The sequence below is a fragment of the Planococcus sp. ISL-110 genome, assembly GCF_018613575.1.
GTDB lineage: Bacteria > Bacillota > Bacilli > Bacillales_A > Planococcaceae > Planococcus.
In genome coordinates this window covers 208,656-229,166 of the sequence record NZ_JAGGPX010000011.1, presented here as the reverse complement: position 1 = coordinate 229,166, position 20,511 = coordinate 208,656, and the positions used below count along the sequence as shown (strand labels likewise).

At 45.4% G+C, this 20,511-nt stretch carries 20 protein-coding genes; 10 read left to right on the top strand and 10 right to left on the bottom strand.

Annotated elements, in window-relative coordinates; translation table 11 throughout:
* Nucleotides 1-102: 102 nt before the first annotated feature.
* From J7I83_RS07000 to J7I83_RS06975, 6 genes are all read right to left on the bottom strand, one after another.
* Complete coding sequence (locus tag J7I83_RS07000) at nucleotides 103-1,293, bottom strand: MFS transporter (RefSeq protein ID WP_215099970.1); 1,191 nt, start codon at nucleotides 1,291-1,293, stop codon at nucleotides 103-105.
* A gap of 106 nt (nucleotides 1,294-1,399) precedes the next feature.
* Nucleotides 1,400-2,476 (bottom strand): ABC transporter substrate-binding protein, encoded by a 1,077-nt coding sequence (locus J7I83_RS06995; protein WP_215099969.1) that lies wholly within the window; start codon nucleotides 2,474-2,476, stop codon nucleotides 1,400-1,402.
* Nucleotides 2,473-3,279, bottom strand: a complete 807-nt coding sequence (locus J7I83_RS06990) for an ABC transporter permease (protein ID WP_215099968.1) — start codon at nucleotides 3,277-3,279, stop codon at nucleotides 2,473-2,475. Before J7I83_RS06990 ends, J7I83_RS06995 begins: the two co-directional genes overlap by 4 nt.
* A complete protein-coding gene (locus J7I83_RS06985; RefSeq protein ID WP_215099967.1) occupies nucleotides 3,263-4,087 on the bottom strand; it encodes an ABC transporter permease in 825 nt (274 codons plus the stop codon). Before J7I83_RS06985 ends, J7I83_RS06990 begins: the two co-directional genes overlap by 17 nt.
* On the bottom strand, nucleotides 4,077-5,183 hold the full coding sequence (locus tag J7I83_RS06980; RefSeq protein WP_215099966.1) for an ABC transporter ATP-binding protein: 1,107 nt from the start codon (nucleotides 5,181-5,183) through the stop codon (nucleotides 4,077-4,079). Before J7I83_RS06980 ends, J7I83_RS06985 begins: the two co-directional genes overlap by 11 nt.
* A 15-nt stretch (nucleotides 5,184-5,198) precedes the next feature.
* Complete coding sequence (locus J7I83_RS06975) at nucleotides 5,199-5,738, bottom strand: helix-turn-helix domain-containing protein (RefSeq protein WP_215099965.1); 540 nt, start codon at nucleotides 5,736-5,738, stop codon at nucleotides 5,199-5,201.
* Nucleotides 5,739-6,133: 395 nt separating this feature from the next.
* On the opposite strand from J7I83_RS06975, the gene J7I83_RS06970 reads away from it, so the two are divergent.
* Together J7I83_RS06970 and J7I83_RS06965 are read left to right on the top strand one after the other, a co-directional pair.
* Nucleotides 6,134-6,430 carry a hypothetical protein gene (locus J7I83_RS06970; protein WP_006831184.1) on the top strand — a complete coding sequence of 99 codons (297 nt, stop codon included), beginning with the start codon at nucleotides 6,134-6,136 and terminating at the stop codon, nucleotides 6,428-6,430.
* 184 nt (nucleotides 6,431-6,614) lie between these two features.
* Nucleotides 6,615-7,274 (top strand): potassium channel family protein, encoded by a 660-nt coding sequence (locus J7I83_RS06965; protein WP_215099964.1) that lies wholly within the window; start codon nucleotides 6,615-6,617, stop codon nucleotides 7,272-7,274.
* 173 nt (nucleotides 7,275-7,447) lie between these two features.
* Here J7I83_RS06965 and rnjA read toward each other — a convergent pair whose 3' ends face one another.
* Nucleotides 7,448-9,115 (bottom strand): ribonuclease J1, encoded by a 1,668-nt coding sequence (gene rnjA / locus J7I83_RS06960; RefSeq protein ID WP_215099963.1) that lies wholly within the window; start codon nucleotides 9,113-9,115, stop codon nucleotides 7,448-7,450.
* Between the two features lie 2 nt (nucleotides 9,116-9,117).
* Nucleotides 9,118-9,330 carry a DNA-dependent RNA polymerase subunit epsilon gene (locus J7I83_RS06955; RefSeq protein WP_215099962.1) on the bottom strand — a complete coding sequence of 71 codons (213 nt, stop codon included), beginning with the start codon at nucleotides 9,328-9,330 and terminating at the stop codon, nucleotides 9,118-9,120.
* 284 nt (nucleotides 9,331-9,614) lie between these two features.
* Between J7I83_RS06955 and J7I83_RS06950 the strand changes: the two genes are divergently transcribed.
* Complete coding sequence (locus J7I83_RS06950; protein WP_215099961.1) at nucleotides 9,615-10,385, top strand: Cof-type HAD-IIB family hydrolase; 771 nt, start codon at nucleotides 9,615-9,617, stop codon at nucleotides 10,383-10,385.
* A gap of 47 nt (nucleotides 10,386-10,432) precedes the next feature.
* Here the strand turns inward: J7I83_RS06950 and def are convergent, their stop codons facing one another.
* Nucleotides 10,433-10,999 (bottom strand): peptide deformylase, encoded by a 567-nt coding sequence (gene def, locus J7I83_RS06945; protein ID WP_215099960.1) that lies wholly within the window; start codon nucleotides 10,997-10,999, stop codon nucleotides 10,433-10,435.
* A gap of 146 nt (nucleotides 11,000-11,145) precedes the next feature.
* On the opposite strand from def, the gene J7I83_RS06940 reads away from it, so the two are divergent.
* From J7I83_RS06940 to J7I83_RS06915, 6 genes are all read left to right on the top strand, one after another.
* Complete coding sequence (locus tag J7I83_RS06940; RefSeq protein WP_215099959.1) at nucleotides 11,146-11,790, top strand: YkyA family protein; 645 nt, start codon at nucleotides 11,146-11,148, stop codon at nucleotides 11,788-11,790.
* Nucleotides 11,791-12,042: 252 nt separating this feature from the next.
* Nucleotides 12,043-13,155, top strand: coding sequence for a pyruvate dehydrogenase (acetyl-transferring) E1 component subunit alpha (pdhA, locus tag J7I83_RS06935; RefSeq protein ID WP_215099958.1), 1,113 nt, complete (start codon nucleotides 12,043-12,045; stop codon nucleotides 13,153-13,155).
* A gap of 3 nt (nucleotides 13,156-13,158) precedes the next feature.
* The gene (locus tag J7I83_RS06930; protein WP_215099957.1) at nucleotides 13,159-14,136 is read left to right on the top strand and encodes an alpha-ketoacid dehydrogenase subunit beta; all 978 of its coding nucleotides are present in this window, start codon (nucleotides 13,159-13,161) and stop codon (nucleotides 14,134-14,136) included.
* 28 nt (nucleotides 14,137-14,164) lie between these two features.
* Complete coding sequence (locus J7I83_RS06925) at nucleotides 14,165-15,547, top strand: dihydrolipoamide acetyltransferase family protein (RefSeq protein ID WP_215099956.1); 1,383 nt, start codon at nucleotides 14,165-14,167, stop codon at nucleotides 15,545-15,547.
* Nucleotides 15,548-15,552: 5 nt separating this feature from the next.
* Nucleotides 15,553-16,962 (top strand): dihydrolipoyl dehydrogenase, encoded by a 1,410-nt coding sequence (lpdA, locus tag J7I83_RS06920; protein ID WP_215099955.1) that lies wholly within the window; start codon nucleotides 15,553-15,555, stop codon nucleotides 16,960-16,962.
* 88 nt (nucleotides 16,963-17,050) lie between these two features.
* On the top strand, nucleotides 17,051-17,887 hold the full coding sequence (locus J7I83_RS06915; protein WP_251047497.1) for a polysaccharide deacetylase family protein: 837 nt from the start codon (nucleotides 17,051-17,053) through the stop codon (nucleotides 17,885-17,887).
* A gap of 40 nt (nucleotides 17,888-17,927) precedes the next feature.
* On the opposite strand, the gene J7I83_RS06910 is transcribed toward J7I83_RS06915, so the two are convergent.
* Complete coding sequence (locus tag J7I83_RS06910) at nucleotides 17,928-19,397, bottom strand: aminotransferase class I/II-fold pyridoxal phosphate-dependent enzyme (RefSeq protein ID WP_215099954.1); 1,470 nt, start codon at nucleotides 19,395-19,397, stop codon at nucleotides 17,928-17,930.
* A 135-nt stretch (nucleotides 19,398-19,532) separates the two neighbouring features.
* Between J7I83_RS06910 and J7I83_RS06905 the strand changes: the two genes are divergently transcribed.
* A complete protein-coding gene (locus tag J7I83_RS06905; RefSeq protein ID WP_215099953.1) occupies nucleotides 19,533-20,498 on the top strand; it encodes an NAD(P)H-dependent flavin oxidoreductase in 966 nt (321 codons plus the stop codon).
* The last annotated feature ends 13 nt before the right edge of the window (nucleotides 20,499-20,511 follow it).

Sequence of the window (20,511 nt, the reverse complement as noted above, 5' to 3'; positions counted from 1 at the left end):
TCTTTTTCGCTTTTTTCTGTCTGCATATATTGAATTAGAGATGGAACTTAAGCTGTTCAATTGAGGATATTCTGAAAAATTTTTTCATCTTTATACTTTTTCCTAGCTCCGGCTCGCAGCCAGGAGCTGCTGTTTCCGCATCGACCAGGTATTGGCGATGAAGAAGCAGGTGATCAGGATAGCGGTTCCTAAAATATAAGGATAGCTCATATTGATATCGAACAGGATACCGGCGAGTGCGGGGCCAATCATATTGCCAAGACTCATATAGGCATTGTTCATCCCCGCTGCAAAGCCCTGCTCATCACCGGCCAATTTGGAAATGAGGGTATTGATGGCCGGACGCAGCAGGGAGGCGGCAGTGAAAAATACGGCTGACACCAATAGGATTGCCCAGAACGAACTGACAAACAAGATCCCAATCATTGCTCCTGCAGATACCAGGAGGTTAACCAGGATGACTTTCATTTCGCCAAAGCGCTTAAACAGTTTGTCGATGACGAAAGTTTGGACCACGACGCCAACAAATCCGCCGACGGTGATCAGAATGGCGATTTCCTTTGGTGTAAAGCCAAACTTCTTATCGGCATATAAGGCGATGGTCGACTGGAAGTTGGCCAGCCCAAAAGCGAAAATGAACATGACCAGCAGCATGACAAAGTAGGGAGTGTAGGTGGAGCGCTTCATCTGCTGCAGCAGATTTTCAGATTTTTCATCAGCGGCTTGAATCTTGGGCGCTACATTCGGCAGTACTAAAAAGGAGATGAAAGCTGCAATCAAGGCAACCGCTGTGGCGATATAAAACGGAAACTGAATGCTGACTTCCGCCAAAAACCCACCGATTCCAGGGCCGATCATAAAGCCAAGAGACATGGATGCACCGAGAAGCCCCATCCCTTTACCACGTTCGTCATATGTCGTGATATCAGCAACAAATGCCATCATCGGTGGAATCAGGAATGCAGCACCCAGTCCGCTGAAAAAGCGGGCAAGGTACAGCATCCATAAATGAGAAGCCATCCCGAATGCCAGCTGGGATAATCCGAAGACGATCAAGCCGAAGATGATCAGGTTTTTACGGCCATATTTATCGGAAAGCTGTCCCGACAACGGTGAGAACAGGAACTGAGCTAAAGCAAAAGTGGCGATCAATGTGCCAAGTGCCTGGCCTGCCACACCGAATGTATCCAAATAGGCAGGCATGATCGGAATGATTAATCCAATGCCGCTCATAGCAATGAACATATTGAACATCAGCACATAAAGTGCAAACTTATTTGATCTAACGGCCATGGAGAGACCTTCTTTCATTATTATTTCGTATTACTAAATTTCAGTATTTAGAATCTACATACTATACCTCAAATTCCAAAAAAAAAACAGGCAAAGGTTCTGCCTGTCAATTTTCCATATCCATTTTAAATTCCAGGAATAATTCATTGTAGGTACCGAGCATTTCAAGCCCGAGGTTTTCATAGACTTCCAGGCGTTCCCGAAGTTCTTCCGGTGGATAGAAACGTTCATCCCCTGTAACCTCTGGATCCATAAGGGCAACCGCCTGTTCATTCGGCGTTGAGTAACCGACGTAATCTGCATTTTGGGCAGCCACTTCAGGATCCAGCATAAAGTTGATGAACGCATGGGCGCCTTCCACATTTCCGGCTGTTTTTGGAATGATCATGTTGTCAAACCACAAATTTGAACCTTCTTTCGGAACCACGTAATCGATGTCTTCGTTGATCCACATCATATCTGCAGCCTGTCCGGACCAGGTGACGGCTACAGCAGCTTCTTCGCGTCGCATCATTTCGACGATTTCATCACCGATGATGGCTTTGACATTTGGGCCCATGGTTTTCAATTTATCGGTGGCTTCACGCAATTCGCCAAGATCGGTCGAATTCAGTGAATAACCGAGGCTGTTCAGCCCCATTCCGATGACTTCACGTGCACTGTCGACCAGGATGACTTCCTGCTCGAGCGTCGGATTCCACAAATCGTCCCAGCTCTCAAACGTCTGGCCCTCCAGCAAGGTCGGATTAAATGCAATGCCGACAGTACCCCAGAAATAAGGAATCGAGTATTCATTTCCCGGATCAAAAGGGAGGTCAAGGAAATACGGATCGATGTTCTCCAGATTCGGGATCAGCTCATGGTCAATCGGATGCAACAAATCATTTTCTTTCATTTTTTCAATGGCATACTCGGAAGGCATGGCGACATCGTAGGTCGTGCCGCCCTGCTCTATTTTGGTCATCATCGATTCATTTGAATCGAAGGTTTCATAGATCACCGAGATATTGGTTTCTGCTTCGAATTGGTCGATCAATTCGGGATCGATATACTCGCCCCAGTTATAGACCGAAATGGTGCCGCCATCAGTTGTAGCTGAACTCTTTTCCAGGGCATTAACGGCATATAAGAGAATGGCCGATACAAGCAGGATAGCTATAGCGGCTCTAACGATTTCCTTCATACTTTGGCGCCTCCTGTTCCAGGGGATTGTCCAGCGCGTTGAGTAAAGAAGTAATAGCCAAGGACCAGCCCGAGCGTCACCGCGAAGATCAATGCAGAAAGAGCATTAATGGTAAGAGTGATTCCAGCCCGTGCCATTGAGTAAATTTCAATCGATAAGGTCGAAAAGCCGTTTCCTGTGACGAAAAAAGTTACCGCGAAATCATCCAGTGAGTAAGTTAAAGCAAGGAAAAATCCAGCGAAAATACCCGGCTTAATATACGGAATGATGACGCGAGTCAAAATATCGCGTTTTGATGCACCAAGGTCGGTGGCCGCATCGATCAAAGAATGGCTCATTTCCTGCAGTTTTGGCAAGACCATAATGACCACAATCGGGATGCTGAAGGCGATATGCGAAATCAGGACAGAGGCAAAGCCAAGCTTGACGCCAATCATAGTGAACAGGATAAGAAAAGATGCCCCAATAATGACATCCGGGCTGACAATCAGGATGGTGTTCAGTGATAAGACGGCATTGCGTGTTTTGCGGTTTCGCAGAAACACGATGCCGATAGCACCCAAAACGCCGATAGCTGTCGAAATAAGAGAAGACAGCAAAGCCACAATTACGGTATTCATTAAAATGATCAATAGGCGGGTGTCATTGAAGACGGCGGCGTAATGTTCCAAAGTAAATCCTTCGAAACTCGACATGGTGCCGCCGCTGTTGAACGAATAAAAAATCAAATAGAAAATAGGTGCATAGAGAATGGCAAAGACGAGTGCCAAATAGATTTTTGCCGGCTTACTTAGTTTTGCCATTATACGAGCCTCCTTTTTCTTTCTGGCCTGTCAGCATCATGATAATGATCATAAATAAGATCAGGAACATGGCAATAGTTGAACCCATGCCCCAATTCTGAGTGACCAGAAATTGCTGCTCGATGGCTGTACCAAGCGTAATGACCTTGTTTCCAGCAATCAGGCGGGTAATGACGAAAAGCGATAAGGCAGGGATGAATACAGCCTGCACGCCTGATTTTACGCCGTTGATCGCCAATGGGAAAATGACCCGTCTGAAAGTGGTGAACGACGAAGCACCCAAGTCCCGTGATGCGTCAATCAAAGCCGGGTTGATTTTGTCCAATGAATTGAAGATCGGCAGGACCATGAACGGAATGAAAATATAAACAGAAACAAAGATAAAGCTGAAGTCAGTGAACAAAATCTGCCATGGCCCTGCACCGAGTGTCTGCAGAAGCTTATTGGCAGGGCCATACAAGCCAAAAATGCCGATAAAGGCATAAGCTTTCAAAAGCAGGTTGATCCAAGAAGGAATGATGATCAGCAGCAGCCACAGCTGCTTATGCTTGGTCTTGGTCAGCCAATAGGCAGTCGGATAAGCGATCAGAATCGTAATCAAAGTGATCAGGAAGGCGTACCAGAAAGAACTCAAGGTCATCCGCAGATAGACGGAGGAAAAGAAGTTCTGATAGTTTTCCAGCGTAAAGGCCCCCGTCAAATCCAAAAATGAAAAATAGAAGATCAGCGTGATCGGCGCAATGACAAACAAGGCGATCCATAGATAGTAGGGAACCAGGTAAAAAGGGCGCGATGGGTTATCTTTCATTGACAGACGCTCCATAAGACTCTAGGCGCGCATCGAATGCTTCTTCTGATTCGTTCAAACGCATGACATGAATCGCTTCCGGTGAAAAATCCAATCCGATCTGAGAACCAACTTCCACTTTTTTCGTAGAATGGACGAGCCATTCATTGCCTACTTCATCAATTGTGGAAATTTCAAAATGCACGCCTCTAAACAATTGGGTGTCGACGGTAACGGCCATTTTGCCGAAACCGTTCGGTGTGATTTCCAGGTCTTCCGGACGGATGACGATTTCCACCTGCTCATGGGGATTTAAGCCAGCATCGACGCACTCAAAATCCTTATTGGCAAAACGGACTTGGTAATCCGCAATCATTTCCCCACTGACAATATTGGATTCCCCGATAAAATCAGCGACAAAACGGTTGATTGGTTCGTCATAAATATCCATTGGCGTGCCGCTTTGCTGGATTTGGCCGGCATTCATGACGAAAATCTCGTCGGACATGGCAAGTGCTTCTTCCTGGTCATGGGTAACAAAGACAAAGGTTTTGCCAAGGCGCTGCTGCAGTTCACGCAGTTCATACTGCATCTCTGTCCGTAGTTTCAAGTCCAAAGCGGATAATGGTTCATCGAGCAAAATAACTTCCGGATCATTGACGATGGCCCTGGCAATGGCGACACGTTGGCGCTGGCCGCCCGACATTTCCGCGATTTCGCGTTGTTCATAGCCCTGCAGATTGACGAAAGCTAAAGCTTCACGTACCCGCCGCTCGACTTCCGGACCTTTGACTTTCTTGATGCGCAGGCCGAATGCGATATTTTCGAATACATTCAAATGAGGAAATAAGGCATAATCCTGAAACACTGTATTGACCTGGCGTTGATTGGCCGGAACGGTGTTCATTTTTATACCTTCCATATAAATATCACCGCTGGTCGGTGTAGCAAAACCCGCAATCAGACGCAAAATGGTTGTTTTTCCGCAGCCTGATGGGCCCAGTAGCGTATAGAATTTTCCTCTTTCAAGTTCAAAGCTGACATTGTCCAGGACATTGCCGGCACCTTCGTATGCTTGAGTGACATTTTCGAAGCTTATTATAGATGTTTCGGTCATAAGATCCCTCCTGAATTATAAATAAGATTGTGTTGTGACAATGATCAGTTCGGATATTCCCTCAAAATCATTGATTAGCTGATGATGATCGGAGGCTTCGAAATAAATGGAGTCACCGACAGCTGCCACGTATCGATGATCACCGATTTGGAGCAGTACCTGTCCTTCAAGAACATAGATGAACGTCTCAGCTGAAGACGGTTCAAACTCTTTAAAGTGGCCATTTTCCTGAAAGGTCAAAAAGACGGGTTCCATTTCTTTCTCATTGGATGTGGGGATAAGCCATTCCACTTTATAACCCGCTTCTTCATCAATGTGTGCAGTATGGTCAGCAGTGGAGTAAACTACTTTGACATCGTGTTCATCGGCAAAGAATTCTTTAGGGGTAGTTCCTAATACTTCAAGTAAAGTAAAGAATGTTTCAATAGAAGGGGAATTCATATTCCGCTCTAGTTGAGAAATAAAGCCTTTGCTCAGGTCAGTCCGTTTACCGAGCTCTTCCTGAGTCAAACCGTTCTTTAACCGAAGCCGTTTGATTTTAGTTCCGATGTCCATCAGAATTCTCCTCGATTCCTTATAGCTGAATGTTTGCAGAAAGTTTAGTTAAAATATACTTTTAGTTTACTAATAGCATATATTTATTATACGAGACGATTTAAATTTTTCAAGTCGGAAATTATTTTCAATAAGGGATTGTTATCTATTGCAATTTACCGGCTGTTTTTACTATCATAGAGAAAGTGTGAAATTAATAATGGTATATAATATTTTTGTTGAACCAAACTAAAACTTAAATAAGATCGATTAACAAATAAACCGAAATGACAAGAAGCGGAAAAAACAAGCTTCATGAACCTGAAGCCAGCAATTTTCCACAATGGGCCCGTGAACACACCGGTGCCCTGAGAATCCCGTTTTTACAGTTCGACCAAACTCTAGGAGTGATCAATGTGAACGGCAAAATGAATTTCTTTCTTGATCCCAAAAATCGGGTCATTCAAAAACCTTCAATCATGAATTACAAACAAGACCAGCAAGGATTATATCTTGTGGCCGACAAGCGGTTCATCAACTGGATGGATGTCCATACGTATTGCCATACTTGCTTGGCAGCATTGACTTTTGATGATGAATTTGACGCAAGCTATTGCGCCAGCTGCAACGAATGGCGGGAAGAACCCTGCACGGATATCAGCTGTGAATATTGTGAAAACCGGCCGAAACGCCCACTGGACCCCCGCCGATAAGCGGGGTTTTTTACTGCCTCGAATGGCGGTCTTAGCTGAATTGAAAACTCAGCTTTTGCAAATGGGGAGAGCTCTGGACGCGCCGGTGCTGCTAAAGACATTATGTGGAATATCAGAAGATGTAGATTTTTAGTTCAGGCTAAATATGGTAGAATAAAGCCACATGATTATTTGGAGGATGGATATGAAAAAGGAATTTGTAGTCATTGGACTTGGCCGTTTTGGCGGCAGCATTGTACGTGAACTAATCGAACAGGATGCGGACGTTATGGCAATCGATAAGGACTCGGAACGAGTGGATGAGTATTCTTCCATCGCAACACAGGCCGTCGTAGCGGATACGACGGACGAGGCGGTACTGAAATCGCTGGGTATCCGGAACTTCGAGCACGTAATTGTGGCAATCGGTGAAAATATCCAAGCCAGTATTTTGACGACACTGATGCTGAAGGAAATTGGCGTAAAGAAAATTACGGTAAAAGCGCAAAATGATTACCACGCCAAAGTGTTGAACAAAATCGGGGCGGATAAAGTGGTCCATCCGGAACGGGATATGGGCATACGGATCGCCCATAATATCCTTTCCAATAACGTGCTGGATTATTTGGAACTGTCTGATGAACATTCCATCATGGAAATCAAGGCAAATCACAAGTTGGCAGGCTATACCTTGATCGGACTCGATATCCGGGCACGCTATGGCATTAACATTGTAGCTATAAAAAGGGGACAAGACATAATCGTTTCTCCGCAGGCCGATATGGAAATCGAACCGGAAGATATCCTGATCATCATCGGTTCCGATGCAGACATCAATCGTTTTGAGAAAAAAATGATGAATTGATCAAAATGCCGCCGGGAAATATCCGGTACGACAGAAGACCTGCAAGGGATAACCATCCCTTGCAGGTCTTCTGTCGGTTATGCAAATAGAAACAAGGCTCTGTTTAGAGCAAAATAAAAGGTGCATCGGGTTTTAACCCGGTGCACCTTTTATGGCCTACATGGCCTTTATTGTTATACTTCCATAATCACTGGCAAAATCATTGGGCGGCGTTTTGTTTTTTCATACAGATACGGCCCCAGAACGTCAGAAATATCATTTTTCAATTCTGCCCAATCTGTGTTTTTGCTGTGTATTTTCTTGTTGAGGTGGCGATTCAGCATTTGCTGTGCCTCATAGATCATGGTGCCCGACTCGCGCATATAGACAAATCCGCGGGAAATGATGTCAGGACCTGAAACCATTTTGTTCTTTTTCATATCAACGCTTACGACCACAATGACCAAGCCATCTTCCGAAAGGACGCGGCGGTCACGCAAAACAATATTGCCGATATCGCCGATTCCGCTGCCGTCGATATAAACATCACCGGAAGGGACGCGGCCTGCAACAGAAGCTTCATCCTGCCCTAAAGCGAGAACCTCGCCGTTTTCCATAATGAATGTGTTTTCCAATGGGACGTCACATTCAACTGCCAATCCTGCATGCGTTTTTAACATCCGGTATTCACCGTGTATCGGCATGAAGTATTTCGGTTTGATCAAACGGAGCATCAATTTGTTTTCAGGCTCTGAACCGTGGCCAGATGTATGGATATTGTTAAGCGATCCATGAATTACATCTGCTCCTGCTCGGAACAACAAATTGATTGTCCGGTTGACGCTGCTCGTATTGCCCGGAATCGGAGAAGACGAGAAGACGACCGTATCGTTCGGCTGGATCTGAATTTGGCGGTGGGTACCGTTGGCGATTCTTGAAAGAGCAGCCATCGGTTCACCTTGTGAACCGGTACAGAGAATCAAGACTTCATTAGCCGGCAGGCGATTCAAGGTTTGTGTATCAACAAATGCATCTTCAGGAGCGTTGATATAACCAAGCTCACGGCCGATTGTCATGGCATTGTCCATGCTGCGTCCAAAGACGGCAATTTTGCGTCCCTGTGCAACAGCTTCATCAGTCACTTGCTGCAGACGATAGATGTTGGAAGCGAAAGTAGCGAAAATCAAACGGCCATCAACTTTTCTCATAATGTCTTTGAGTGTGTCGCCAACTTTTCGTTCAGACAGGGTAAAGTCAGGAACTTGTGCATTTGTGCTGTCGGATAGCAGGCATAATACGCCTTCACTGCCGATTTGTGCCATTTTCAATAAGTTAGCAGGTTTGCCTACTGGAGTGAAGTCAAATTTAAAATCACCAGTATGGACAATATTGCCGGGAGGGGTTTTCACCACAACACCAAAAGAATCAGGAATACTGTGGGTGGTACCGAAAAAGCTGACTGCTGTCTTTCGGAACTTAATGACATCGTCTTCTTCGATTTCCGTCATTGTCGTTTGGCGCAGTAAACCATGCTCTTCCAGCTTTTTGCGCAATAGGCCAAGAGCCAGTTTGCCGCCGTATACTGGAATATTGATCTTTTTAAGCAAGTAGGGAATACCGCCGATGTGATCTTCATGGCCATGTGTGATAAAAAGGCCTTTGATTTTATCGACGTTTTTTACTAAATATGTGTAATCCGGAATAACATAATCGATTCCGAGCAAATCGTCTTCCGGGAATTTAATGCCTGCATCAATCAGGATAATTTCATCCTGGAATTGGACACCATACGTATTTTTGCCGATTTCACCCAGTCCGCCTAGGGCGAAAACAGCAGTTTGATCGTTCTTAACGAATTTCATCGTTATTCGATACTCTCAACTTCGTAATATTCGCCGGCTTGTTCATACTGGAGGTGGTTGCCTTCAAGTAGTTGAACAAGTTCAATATTGTAGTTGCGGTCTTTTAGGTGGTGTCGGACTTCACGCTCGGATGCTGCTTCCACATAAAGGCTTTGGGTATTTTCACGAACTGGTACTTCAAAACGGTTTTCTTGGTAGTATACTTTAAAAATCATTGTTTGCTCTCCTTTTTCCACGCTCAAATAAATGCACTTCCTTTATATTATCATGTCATTAGACTAAAATAAAGAATAGCCCTCCTTATTTATAAAGAAGGGCTAAAAAGTTTATGCAATTTTCTTTTTGTTCATGATGCCATTGAGCTGTCTGAGAAGTTTTCTCTTCAAACGTTTCAGCATGGCTAACCACTCCTTACAGCGATTATACTGCGTTTTCTGACAACTGTAAAGAAGTCGGGCCTTGGTTTAAAAGCCTTATCTAACAGAATGGAGACTATAAAATGCCTAAATTATTATTACTGGATATTGATGGGACCTTACTGGATTCTCATAAGAAATTGCCGGCTTCTGCAAAAGAAGCATTGGAGCAAGCGCGGATGAATGGCCACGATTTGGCGATTGCGACAGGACGTGGACCGTTCATGATCACTAAGATTTTGGAAGAACTGAAGATTGATACGTATATTACGTTCAACGGGCAGTATATTGCCCATAAAGGACAAGCTATCCATAAACAGGCTATCGAATCGAATATGTTGAACGATATCTTTGAATTTGCGGAACAGCGCGACCACCCGATTGTGTTTATGAACGAAAAGAAAATGGTATCCTCCATTGATTTTCATCCGGACATTGACGAAAGCATCAAAACTTTAAAAATGCCTCATCCAGAAGTAGAGAAAGATTTTTACTTGAATAATGAAATTTATCAGGCGCTGGTGTTCTGTGAGAAAGAAGAAGAGCAGCAATATCACGATACGTTCAAGCAAGTGGATTTTGTCCGCTGGCACCGGGTATCATGCGATATTACACCAAAAGGCCGCACAAAGGCGAGTGGCATCGAGCGTTTGATCCGCGCCACAGGACATTCGATTGAGGAAACGATCGCATTCGGAGATGGCCTGAACGATCTGCAGATGATGGACATTGCCGGATACAGCGTAGCGATGGAAAACGGCCACATAGAAACAAAAAAACGTGCCTCCTATGTCACGGACCACGTCGACAACGACGGATTGGCTAAGGCGTTCAAGCATTTGAAATTGATTTAACAAAAAAGCGCAAACGCTCTTGGGCTGAACAAAAAAAGAGGCTCGGCTTACTCAGCCGAGTCTCTTTCGATTGCAATGGCATTTTCAATTTCGGCAAATGGATTTTTCGGATTGATGTGGTCGAAGAACATGATGCCATTCAAGTGATCAAGTTCATGCTGAAATGCGATGGCGGGGAGTCCTTTTAAGCGCAATTTGACTTCTTCTCCATCTAAGTTAAAAGCTTTGACGGTGACCCGAGCATATCTGGGCACATAGCCAGGAATTGCGCGATCAACAGATAAACATCCTTCTCCTGCCGCTAAATAAGCTTTTTCCACAGAATGGCTGACGATTTTAGGGTTAAAGGCGATCATGCTGAGGTTTTCTCCAGAACTATCGTCAAAGTGCAGGGCGAAAATCCGTTTTGCCTGATTTATTTGAGGCGCTGCAATTCCGACGCCGGGACGCAGGTCGTATTTTTCAGACAGTTCGTCGTCCTGGCTATTCACTACGTATTCGAAAAGGTCTTCACCCAATTTCCGATCTTCTTCAGAAAGAGGGAACTTTACATCTTCTGAACGTTTCCTGAGTGTAGGATGACCTTCACGTATTATTTCTTTCATTCGTATCAAGTGATTTCATCCTTTCAAATAGCTTGCTATACATTTTATTATAACGCAACTCAGCGATTTTGAAAAAAGAAAAAGCTGTGGGCTGAGTTGTATTTTCTCCAGTGGCATACTATAGTTAATTCATGGAAATTAAGGGGTGAAGTGTAATGAAAAAAGTAGGGATAGCAGCTATGGTTGCCAGCTTTCTGTTTTTGGCTGGCTGTTCGGGATCAGGCACTCGTGAAGAGTTGGATCAGGTATTAAATGACACCTTTAATGAGGAAGAGGAATACCGGGCTGTGCAGGATGATCTGGAAGAGCGGGAGAAAGCCGAACAGCAATTATTCGAGCAAGCAATGTCTTTGACACAAGAGCAGCAGGACCAGGTGGTGGAACAGGCTCAGGAAGCGCTTGATTCGGCAGATGAGCGGCTTGAGTTCCTGCAGGCTGAAATGGACTCGATGCAGTCAGCTGAAGAAACATTTGCTGAAATCGATGGAGTGATTGAATCAACCGATGAAGAAGCTGTGAAAACGGATCTGGAAGCGCTAAAAGCGGAAATGCTGGAGCGTTTTACCGCGCATGACAGATTTGCTGAAGCGTACGAAGAATTGATCGTGCATCAGAAGGAATTGTATGAAATGCTCATGGACCAGGAAAGTACGCTGCAGATGCTTCAGGAAAAGGCTGCTGAAGTGAACAGCCAAAATGAAAAGGTACAGATGGCTGTTACAGAGTTTAATGAATTAACGCAACAGGTAAACGAATTGAAGGATACAACAATGGAGAAATTAAATGAGAGTGGGGAATAAGCGACCTTTGAGGTCGCTTTTTCTGTGCTATAAAAGATGTTTGGATTAGGATCTGTATTATAATACAGGAGAGAAAAGTAACTGATACAGTTTGAGAAATTTGAATTATCTTTCAATTATTCTTGTCCAATAATGTTAGGTTCTCTATGATTGACCGAGTTATTCTTCTAACGTATACTGAAAGGGATTGCGGAATTGTATCATAAATTGTATCTAAATATTTTAATACAGATAAAAAGGAGAGTTGCTTTTATGGCTGCGAAAAAATCACAGCAGTTCGATCCAGTGGAAACGCTTAATGCAATTGAAGAAAAGTTTGAAATGGTTCAGATTTTGAATGAAGAAGGCAAAATCGTCAACGAAGAGGCGGACCCGAAACTATCGGATGAAGATCTTCAAGAATTGATGAGACGTATGGTATATACACGGATTCTTGATCAGCGTTCAATTTCATTGAACCGTCAAGGGCGTCTTGGTTTCTATGCTCCTACGGCAGGACAGGAAGCTTCTCAACTGGCTTCTCATTTTGCTTTGACAAAAGAAGATTTTATTTTGCCGGGCTACCGCGATGTTCCACAATTGATCTGGCATGGATGGCCGCTTCATCAGGCATTCCTTTTCTCCCGTGGACATTTTATGGGGAACCAAATGGCGGAAGGCTTGAACGTTCTGCCTCCGCAAATCATCATCGGTGCTCAGTTTATCCAGGCTACGGGCGTTGCCCTTGGTATGCAGAAACGCAAAAAAGAAGCTGTTGCAGTAACCTATACAGGAGAAGGCGGCTCTTCACAAGGTGACTTCTATGAAGGAATCAACTTTGCCGGAGCTTTCCGCGCACCGGCTATTTTCATTGTGCAAAACAATCAATACGCGATTTCTACTCCTCGGGAAGCCCAGACTGCGGCTAAAACGATTGCCCAAAAGGCAGTAGCTGCCGGAATTCCAGGCATTTTCGTCGATGGAATGGATCCATTGGCTGTTTATGCTGTAACACGCGATGCGCGTGAACGCGCAATCAAAGGAGAAGGCCCAACGCTGATTGAAACATTCTGTTATCGTTATGGACCACATACGATGGCGGGGGATGACCCGACACGTTATCGTACATCGGATATCGACAGCGAATGGGAAAAGAAAGATCCGCTTGTCCGATTCCGCAAATACCTAGAAGCAAAAGGCATCTGGGATGAAGCGAAAGAAAATGAAGTAATGGAAAAAGCTAAAGAAGAAATTAAAGCGGCAATCAAAAAAGCGGATGGCGCTCCAAAACAAAAAGTTACAGATTTGCTCGGATTCATGTATGAGGAATTGCCGTTCAACGTACAAGAGCAGATGGATATCTATAAAGCAAAGGAGTCGAAGTAAGCCATGGCACAACTAACTATGATCCAAGCGATTACCGACGCTCTGAAAACAGAGATGAAGAACGATGAAAACGTTCTAGTTTTCGGTGAAGATGTAGGAAATAACGGTGGGGTATTCCGTGCAACAGAAGGTTTGCAGAAAGAGTTCGGAGAAGAGCGTGTCTTTGATACGCCTTTGGCGGAATCAGGAATCGGCGGCCTTGCAATAGGTCTTGCTTTGCAGGGATATCGTCCTGTTCCCGAAATCCAGTTTTTCGGATTTGTCTTTGAAGTGATGGATTCCATCAGCGGACAAATGGCACGCATGCGTTTCCGCAGCGGCGGCAGCCTGAACTCGCCGGTAACAATCCGTTCACCATTTGGTGGCGGCGTTCACACACCAGAAATGCACGCTGATTCATTAGAAGGATTAATGGCGGCTCAGCCTGGCCTGAAAGTGGTCATCCCTTCTACACCTTACGATGCAAAAGGATTGCTGATTTCAGCAATCCGAGATAATGACCCGGTTATTTTCCTTGAGCATATGAAACTGTACCGTTCATTCCGCCAGGAAGTACCTGAAGAAGAGTACACGATTCCACTTGGCAAAGCTGAAGTGAAACGTGAAGGCAAGGATTTAACCATTATCGCTTACGGCGCGATGGTGCAGGAAAGCATCAAAGCGGCAGAAGCACTTGAAAAAGAAAACTATTCGGTTGAAGTGGTCGACCTTCGCACCATCCAACCGCTTGATATTGAAACAATCATCGCATCTGTGGAGAAAACTGGACGCGCTATGGTGGTTCAGGAAGCTCAAAAACAAGCTGGCATCGCAGCGAGTGTCGTGGCTGAAATCACTGACCGTGCAATTTTGAGCCTGGAGGCACCAGTTCTTCGTGTAACCGCGCCGGACTCCGTATTCCCATTCTCACAAGCGGAACAAGTTTGGCTTCCAAATGCGAATGATATAGTAGAAACAGCAAAAAAAGTACTTACGTTCTAAAATAGACAGAAACGAAAGGGTGAAATACATGGCTTTTGAATTTCGTTTGCCTGATATCGGAGAAGGTATCCATGAAGGTGAAATCGTAAAATGGTTCGTAAAAGCAGGTGATACGATCGAAGAAGACGATATTCTTGTCGAAGTGCAAAATGACAAGGCGGTCGTTGAAATTCCGTCGCCGGTTTCAGGAACAATTGAAGAAGTATTAGTGGAAGAAGGGACCGTTGCTGTAGTAGGCGATGTTTTAATCCGCATTGATGCACCTGATGCTGATGGTGGAGAAGATGAAGAACAAGGCGACAAAAAAGAAGCCGCTCCCGAAGTAAAAGAAGAAACCGCTGAGCAAGTGCAATCCGGTACAGCTGAATCAGGGCAGGAAGTTGACAAGGCGCCTGCCAAAGAAGAAGCACCGAAAGAGCAGACCGGTGCCGGAGATCAGCCACAAGCTGACTCAACAGAAGAGTCAGATCCGAATGCACGCGTCATTTCAATGCCATCTGTCCGCAAATTTGCGCGCGACAACGATGTTAACATCAAACAAGTCTCAGGCTCCGGCAATAATGGCCGTGTATTAAGAGAAGATGTGGAAGCCTTCATGAACGGCGACCAGAAAGCGGCAACACCAGCGGCTTCTGAAGCACCGCAAGAAGCGGCAGCAGAAAGCACTGAAAAAGCTGCACCTAAAGCACCAGCAACTCCTGAAGGTGAATTCCCTGAAACTCGTGAGAAGATGTCCGGTATACGCAAAGCAATCGCTAAAGCGATGGTTTATTCAAAACAGACCGCTCCTCACGTAACCTTGATGGACGAAGTGGATGTTACTGAATTGGTTGCACACCGCAAGAAATTCAAGGACATTGCAGCAGAAAAAGAAATCAAACTGACTTATTTGCCGTATGTGGTAAAAGCGTTGGTCAGCACATTGCGTGAATTCCCAGCCCTGAACACATCATTTGATGATGAAACAAGCGAGATTATCCAGAAGCATTATTTCAATATCGGCATTGCAGCTGATACAGGAAAAGGATTAATGGTTCCAGTTATCAAAAACGCAGACCGCAAGTCGGTATTCGCGATTTCTGATGAAATCAACGGCTTAGCGACTAAAGCGCGTGATGGTAAATTATCCGCTGCTGAAATGAAAGGCGCGTCATGCTCAATCACAAACATCGGTTCTGCTGGCGGGCAATGGTTCACACCTGTCATCAACCATCCGGAAGTGGCAATTCTCGGAATTGGCCGCATTGCGGAAAAGCCTGTAATTAAAAATGGTGAAATTGTAGCAGCACCTGTGTTAGCATTGTCATTGAGCTTCGATCACAGAATGATCGATGGTGCAACAGCACAGCACGCATTAAATCATATTAAACGTTTATTAAGTCAACCTGAATTACTATTAATGGAGGCGTAAAACTTATGGTAGTAGGAGATTTTCCGATCGAAACAGACACGCTCGTAATTGGCTCAGGCCCTGGCGGTTATGTTGCAGCAATCCGTGCAGCACAAACTGGCCAGAAAGTAACAATCGTGGAGAAAGAATACATTGGCGGCGTTTGCTTGAATGTCGGCTGTATCCCTTCAAAAGCGATGATTTCTGTTGGGCACCGTTTTGAGGAAGCTCAGCATTCAGAAGACATGGGAATTGTCGCAAAAGAAGTTTCACTCAACTTTGAAAAAGCGCAAGCATTCAAAGACGGCGTCGTGAAGAAATTGACTGGCGGCGTTGAGTCTCTTCTAAAGGGCAATAAAGTCGAAATCCTGCGTGGCGAAGCTTATTTCGTTGATGAAAACACTGTTCGCATCATGGATGAGAATTCAGCACAAACTTATAAGTTTAAGAATGCGATTATCGCAACTGGATCTCGTCCGGTTGAAATCCCAACTTTTAAATTTACAAAACGCGTGATTAATTCAACTGGAGCTTTGGCACTCTCTGAGCTTCCGAAAAAACTTGTCGTTATCGGCGGCGGGTATATCGGTACAGAGCTTGGTACTGCATTTGCAAACATGGGTTCTGAAGTAACAATCCTTGAAGGCGCACCGGACATCCTTGCTGGGTTTGAAAAGCAAATGACAGCCATCGTCAAAAAAGGATTGAAGAAAAAAGGCGTTGAAGTGATCACTAAAGCATCTGCTAAAGGTGTAGAAGAAACTGATTCTGGCGTTACAGTATCATACGAAGCAGGCGGAGAAGAAAAAACGCTTGAAGCTGACTATGTTCTTGTAACTGTTGGCCGTCGTCCAAATACAGACGAAATGGGTCTTGAAGAATTGAACTTGAACATGTCTGACCGCGGCTTGATCGAAGTCGACAAACAATGCCGCACAAACATCTCCAACATTTATGCAATCGGTGATGTGGTAGCTGGCCTTCAATTGGCGCATAAAGCTTCATATGAAGGTAAAGTTGCTGCAGAAGCTATTGCAGGCGAGAAGTCTGAAGTTGATTATATGGCTATTCCCGCGGTCTGCTTTACAGATCCGGAACTTGCAAGCGTTGGCTTGTCTGAAGAACAGGCAAAAGAAGAAGGATTCGAAGCTGCGGCTGCGAAATTCCCATTCGCTGCAAACGGCCGTGCTCTTTCGTTAAACGCAACTGAAGGATTCGTGAAACTGGTTTCACGTAAATCTGACGGCTTGCTGTTAGGTGCACAAATTGTTGGAGCAGGCGCATCAGATATGATCGCCGAGCTTGGTCTTGCTATCGAAGCTGGAATGACAGTGGAAGATATCGCAATGACGATCCATGCTCACCCAACACTTTCTGAAATCACAATGGAAGCTGCAGAAGTAGCTCTTGGAACGCCAATTCATATCATCAAATAAACAATGGAAGCCGCATTTGCGGCTTCTTTTTTTTTTGGAATGAATCTACTTTCCGTGGTAAGATTTGTTTAGAAAAGGGGTGTTTGGATTGGTACATAGAAAATGGACGGTTCTTGTAGCTGTGATGTTATTACTGGCAGCGTGCGGAGAAAAAAGCGATACTTCTGCTGTTGATGAAAAAGAACCGGCTGTAACCCAGACGGCGAGTAAAGAAGAAAAAGAAACTGAAAAAGCGGTTGAACCGAAAGAAGAGACAGCGATAGAAGAAGAGGCGGAAAAAGTGGCTGTGGCTGAACCGCAATACCGGATCAATTCGGCTAACTGGTCTGTCCAGCCGATTGCGGATGCTGACGAAAAAGTCGTGTTGTTGACAATTGATGATGCGCCGGACAAGCGCGCGATGGAAATGGCAGAAACATTGAAAAGCCAGAATATCCCGGCAATCTTTTTCGTCAATGGCCACTTCTTGGATACGGATGAAGAAAAACAACAGCTGAAAAAACTCCATGAAATGGGATTCGCCATCGGTAATCATACCAATGGCCATCCGAACTTAAGGAATTTGACTGAACAGCAGCAAAGGGAAGAAATTCTGCAACTGAGTGATACGATCGAACAGATCATTGGTGAAAAGCCAAAGTTTTTCCGGGCACCCCACGGAGCCAATACCGATTTCAGCAAACAGCTCGTCCAGGAGCAGAAAATGGTTCTTATGAACTGGACATACGGCTATGACTGGGAACAGCAGTACCAGAACGCTCAATCCTTGACAGATATCATGATCAATACGGAGTTCTTGAACAATGGCGCCAACTTGTTGATGCACGACCGTGAATGGACTTCAGAAGCCCTTCCAGGCATCATTCAAGGCTTGAAAGATAAGGGCTATGGCTTTGTAGATCCTGCAGCTATAGAAGGCATTTAAAAAAGATCCAAGAGCCCCTGCTCTTGGATCTTTTTTGCTTTTATCTGATTGCCTGCTGCTCCTTGATGACGCGCAGCATCTGCAGCGTATCATCTTCCGGTCCCTGTACAGGCAAACCGGCAGCTACGTTCATGTGGATGTAGTTGATGTTTTCTTCCGTGATGATTTCACCGGGAATGAAAATCGGGATGCCCGGCGGGTAAACCATGATGAATTCTGCAGAAATGCGTCCTACAGCCTCATTGATCGAAATGACTTCCGTCGTCGCATAAAAAGCGTCGCGCGGTGTCATGGCAAGCCGCGGAATATCGGGCAGCAGCACAACCGGTTCAATGACAGCAGCCTCACTGTCCAACGCCTCACTCATGCGCTGCAAAGCATTGACCAGCAGATTCAATTCTTTGCGGGTGTCGCCGATAGTGACCAAGCAGAGAATATTATATAGATCGGAAAGCTCGATTTCGATATTGGCGTTTTCTCTCAGCCATTCCTCCGCCTGATGGCCTGTGATGCCCAGATTCTTGACGCTGATCAACAGCTTCGTCGGATCGATATCAAAAGTTGCGGACGAGTTCAGCACTTCTTTGCCGACGCAATATAAGTGAGGAATCTTATTGATGCGCTTACGTGCGTCCTGAGCCAGGCGGATTGCCTGGTCGATCAGGTCGTACCCATGAATCGCCAATTGACGGCGCGCCGTGTCAAGGGATGCCAGAATCGGATAGGAAGTCGATGTTGTTGTCAGCATCGATAGGGTAGACTGTACGCGCTTTGGCGACACTAGGCCTTCCCGGACATTGAGCACAGAACTTTGCGTCATGGATCCACCGAGTTTATGGACCGAAGTCGCCGCCATATCCGCTCCTGCTGCCATTGCTGATACAGGAAGGGATTTGTGGAAGTGGATATGGACACCGTGTGCTTCATCGACAAGAACCGGCACATTGCGTGCATGCGCAATGTCGACAATCCGTTTTAAATCAGCAGCTATGCCAAAGTACGTCGGATTGATGACCAGAACAGCTTTAGCATCCGGGTATTCAATCATCGCTTTTTCTACAGCTTCTGCAGAAATGCCGTGGGAGATGCCGAGTTCGGGATCTACTTCAGGGTGGATGAAAATCGGGATGGCTCCAGCAAAGACGATGGCCGACATAATGGATTTATGGACATTCCGCGGCACAAGAATTTTGTCGTTGGGACCGACCACACTCAGAATCATAGTCATGATGGCGCCGCTTGTACCTTGTACCGAAAAGAATGTATGATCTGCGCCGAATGCTTTGGCAGCCAATTCCTGCGCGTCTTTAATGACGCCTTTTGGAGCATGCAAATCGTCCAGAGGGGCGATATTAATCAAATCAATGGATAAAATATTATCACCGACAAATTCCCGGAATGCGGGATCGACGCCCTGGCCTTTTTTATGGCCGGGAATATGAAATTGGATCGGGTGCCGGTTTCGATGCTTTAAAAGCGCATCAAATAACGGGGTTTCTAATTGAGACAATGATAAGCCCACCTCACTTAATAAAATGAAAACAAAAAGAATTATAGCATGATGCCACCCCCTATAGTAAAAAATAAGAGGATTTCCTGCTGCAGAAGCGAATACATGACATACAGAGAGAAAAGGAGTGAGTGTATGGAATTCAAAACGAGAGTGACAGAGCTGTTGGGAATCCGCTATCCCATCATTCAGGGAGGCTTGGCATATTTAGCTTACGCAGAATTAGCGGCCTCGGTTTCGAATGCTGGAGGTCTTGGACAAATAACGGCAATGAGTCTTTCTACGCCTGAAGAGCTGCGGAAAGAAATTAGGAAAGTGAGAAGATTGACGGACAAGCCTTTTGGTGTTAATTTTGCGATTGGCGATCATGGCCGTGCATTTTCTCATATGCTGGCTGTGGCGATTGAAGAAAAAGTGCCGGTCGTTTCGATGACGGGTGGAAATCCGACGCCGATATTTGAACAGCTGAAAGGAACGGATATCAAAAAGCTGGTCCTGGTGGCTGCCAGAAGACAGGCTGAAAAAGCTGAAAGTCTGGGTGCAGATGCTGTGATGGTCGTCGGCCAGGAGGGCGGCGGACATTTGGGTCGTGACGATATCGGGACAATGGTGTTGATTCCGCAAGTGGTTGATGCCGTGAAAATTCCAGTAATTGCATCGGGTGGAATTGGCGATGGTCGAGGATGGATGGCCGCTCACGCACTTGGGGCTGAAGGAATTGAAATGGGTACGCGCTTTATTGCCACGAAAGAATGTGTACATGCTTCAGCAGCCTATAAAGAGCAGCTGATCAATAGCTCCGAGAATGATACGGTCATCATCAAACGCAGCATCGGTGCTCCGGCGCGGACCTTGCGAAGCGGCTGGACTGACAGGATTCTGGAAATCGAAAGCCAGACACCTACATACGAGGCCTTAAAAGAATATATCAGCGGTGAAGCCAATAAGCGCTTTATCTACGATGGTAAAAAAGATCAGGGCTTTGGCTGGGCCGGGCAAGTCACAGGGCTGATCAAAGATGTTCCGACGGTTCAGGAACTGTTTGAGGACATGGTCAGACAGGCTGGCGAAATCCGCAGAAAATGGGCAATCACTGAATGAAAAGAGGGATGAA

Coding starts and splice junctions, on each gene's coding strand:
- J7I83_RS07000 (WP_215099970.1), bottom strand. CDS start 1,293: ATGGCCGTTAGATCAAATAAGTTTGCACTTTATGTGCTGATGTTCAAT.
- J7I83_RS06995 (WP_215099969.1), bottom strand. CDS start 2,476: ATGAAGGAAATCGTTAGAGCCGCTATAGCTATCCTGCTTGTATCGGCC.
- J7I83_RS06990 (WP_215099968.1), bottom strand. CDS start 3,279: ATGGCAAAACTAAGTAAGCCGGCAAAAATCTATTTGGCACTCGTCTTT.
- J7I83_RS06985 (WP_215099967.1), bottom strand. CDS start 4,087: ATGAAAGATAACCCATCGCGCCCTTTTTACCTGGTTCCCTACTATCTA.
- J7I83_RS06980 (WP_215099966.1), bottom strand. CDS start 5,183: ATGACCGAAACATCTATAATAAGCTTCGAAAATGTCACTCAAGCATAC.
- J7I83_RS06975 (WP_215099965.1), bottom strand. CDS start 5,738: ATGGACATCGGAACTAAAATCAAACGGCTTCGGTTAAAGAACGGTTTG.
- J7I83_RS06965 (WP_215099964.1), top strand. CDS start 6,615: ATGAAAAAGGAATTTGTAGTCATTGGACTTGGCCGTTTTGGCGGCAGC.
- rnjA (WP_215099963.1), bottom strand. CDS start 9,115: ATGAAATTCGTTAAGAACGATCAAACTGCTGTTTTCGCCCTAGGCGGA.
- J7I83_RS06955 (WP_215099962.1), bottom strand. CDS start 9,330: ATGATTTTTAAAGTATACTACCAAGAAAACCGTTTTGAAGTACCAGTT.
- J7I83_RS06950 (WP_215099961.1), top strand. CDS start 9,615: ATGCCTAAATTATTATTACTGGATATTGATGGGACCTTACTGGATTCT.
- J7I83_RS06940 (WP_215099959.1), top strand. CDS start 11,146: ATGAAAAAAGTAGGGATAGCAGCTATGGTTGCCAGCTTTCTGTTTTTG.
- pdhA (WP_215099958.1), top strand. CDS start 12,043: ATGGCTGCGAAAAAATCACAGCAGTTCGATCCAGTGGAAACGCTTAAT.
- J7I83_RS06930 (WP_215099957.1), top strand. CDS start 13,159: ATGGCACAACTAACTATGATCCAAGCGATTACCGACGCTCTGAAAACA.
- J7I83_RS06925 (WP_215099956.1), top strand. CDS start 14,165: ATGGCTTTTGAATTTCGTTTGCCTGATATCGGAGAAGGTATCCATGAA.
- lpdA (WP_215099955.1), top strand. CDS start 15,553: ATGGTAGTAGGAGATTTTCCGATCGAAACAGACACGCTCGTAATTGGC.
- J7I83_RS06905 (WP_215099953.1), top strand. CDS start 19,533: ATGGAATTCAAAACGAGAGTGACAGAGCTGTTGGGAATCCGCTATCCC.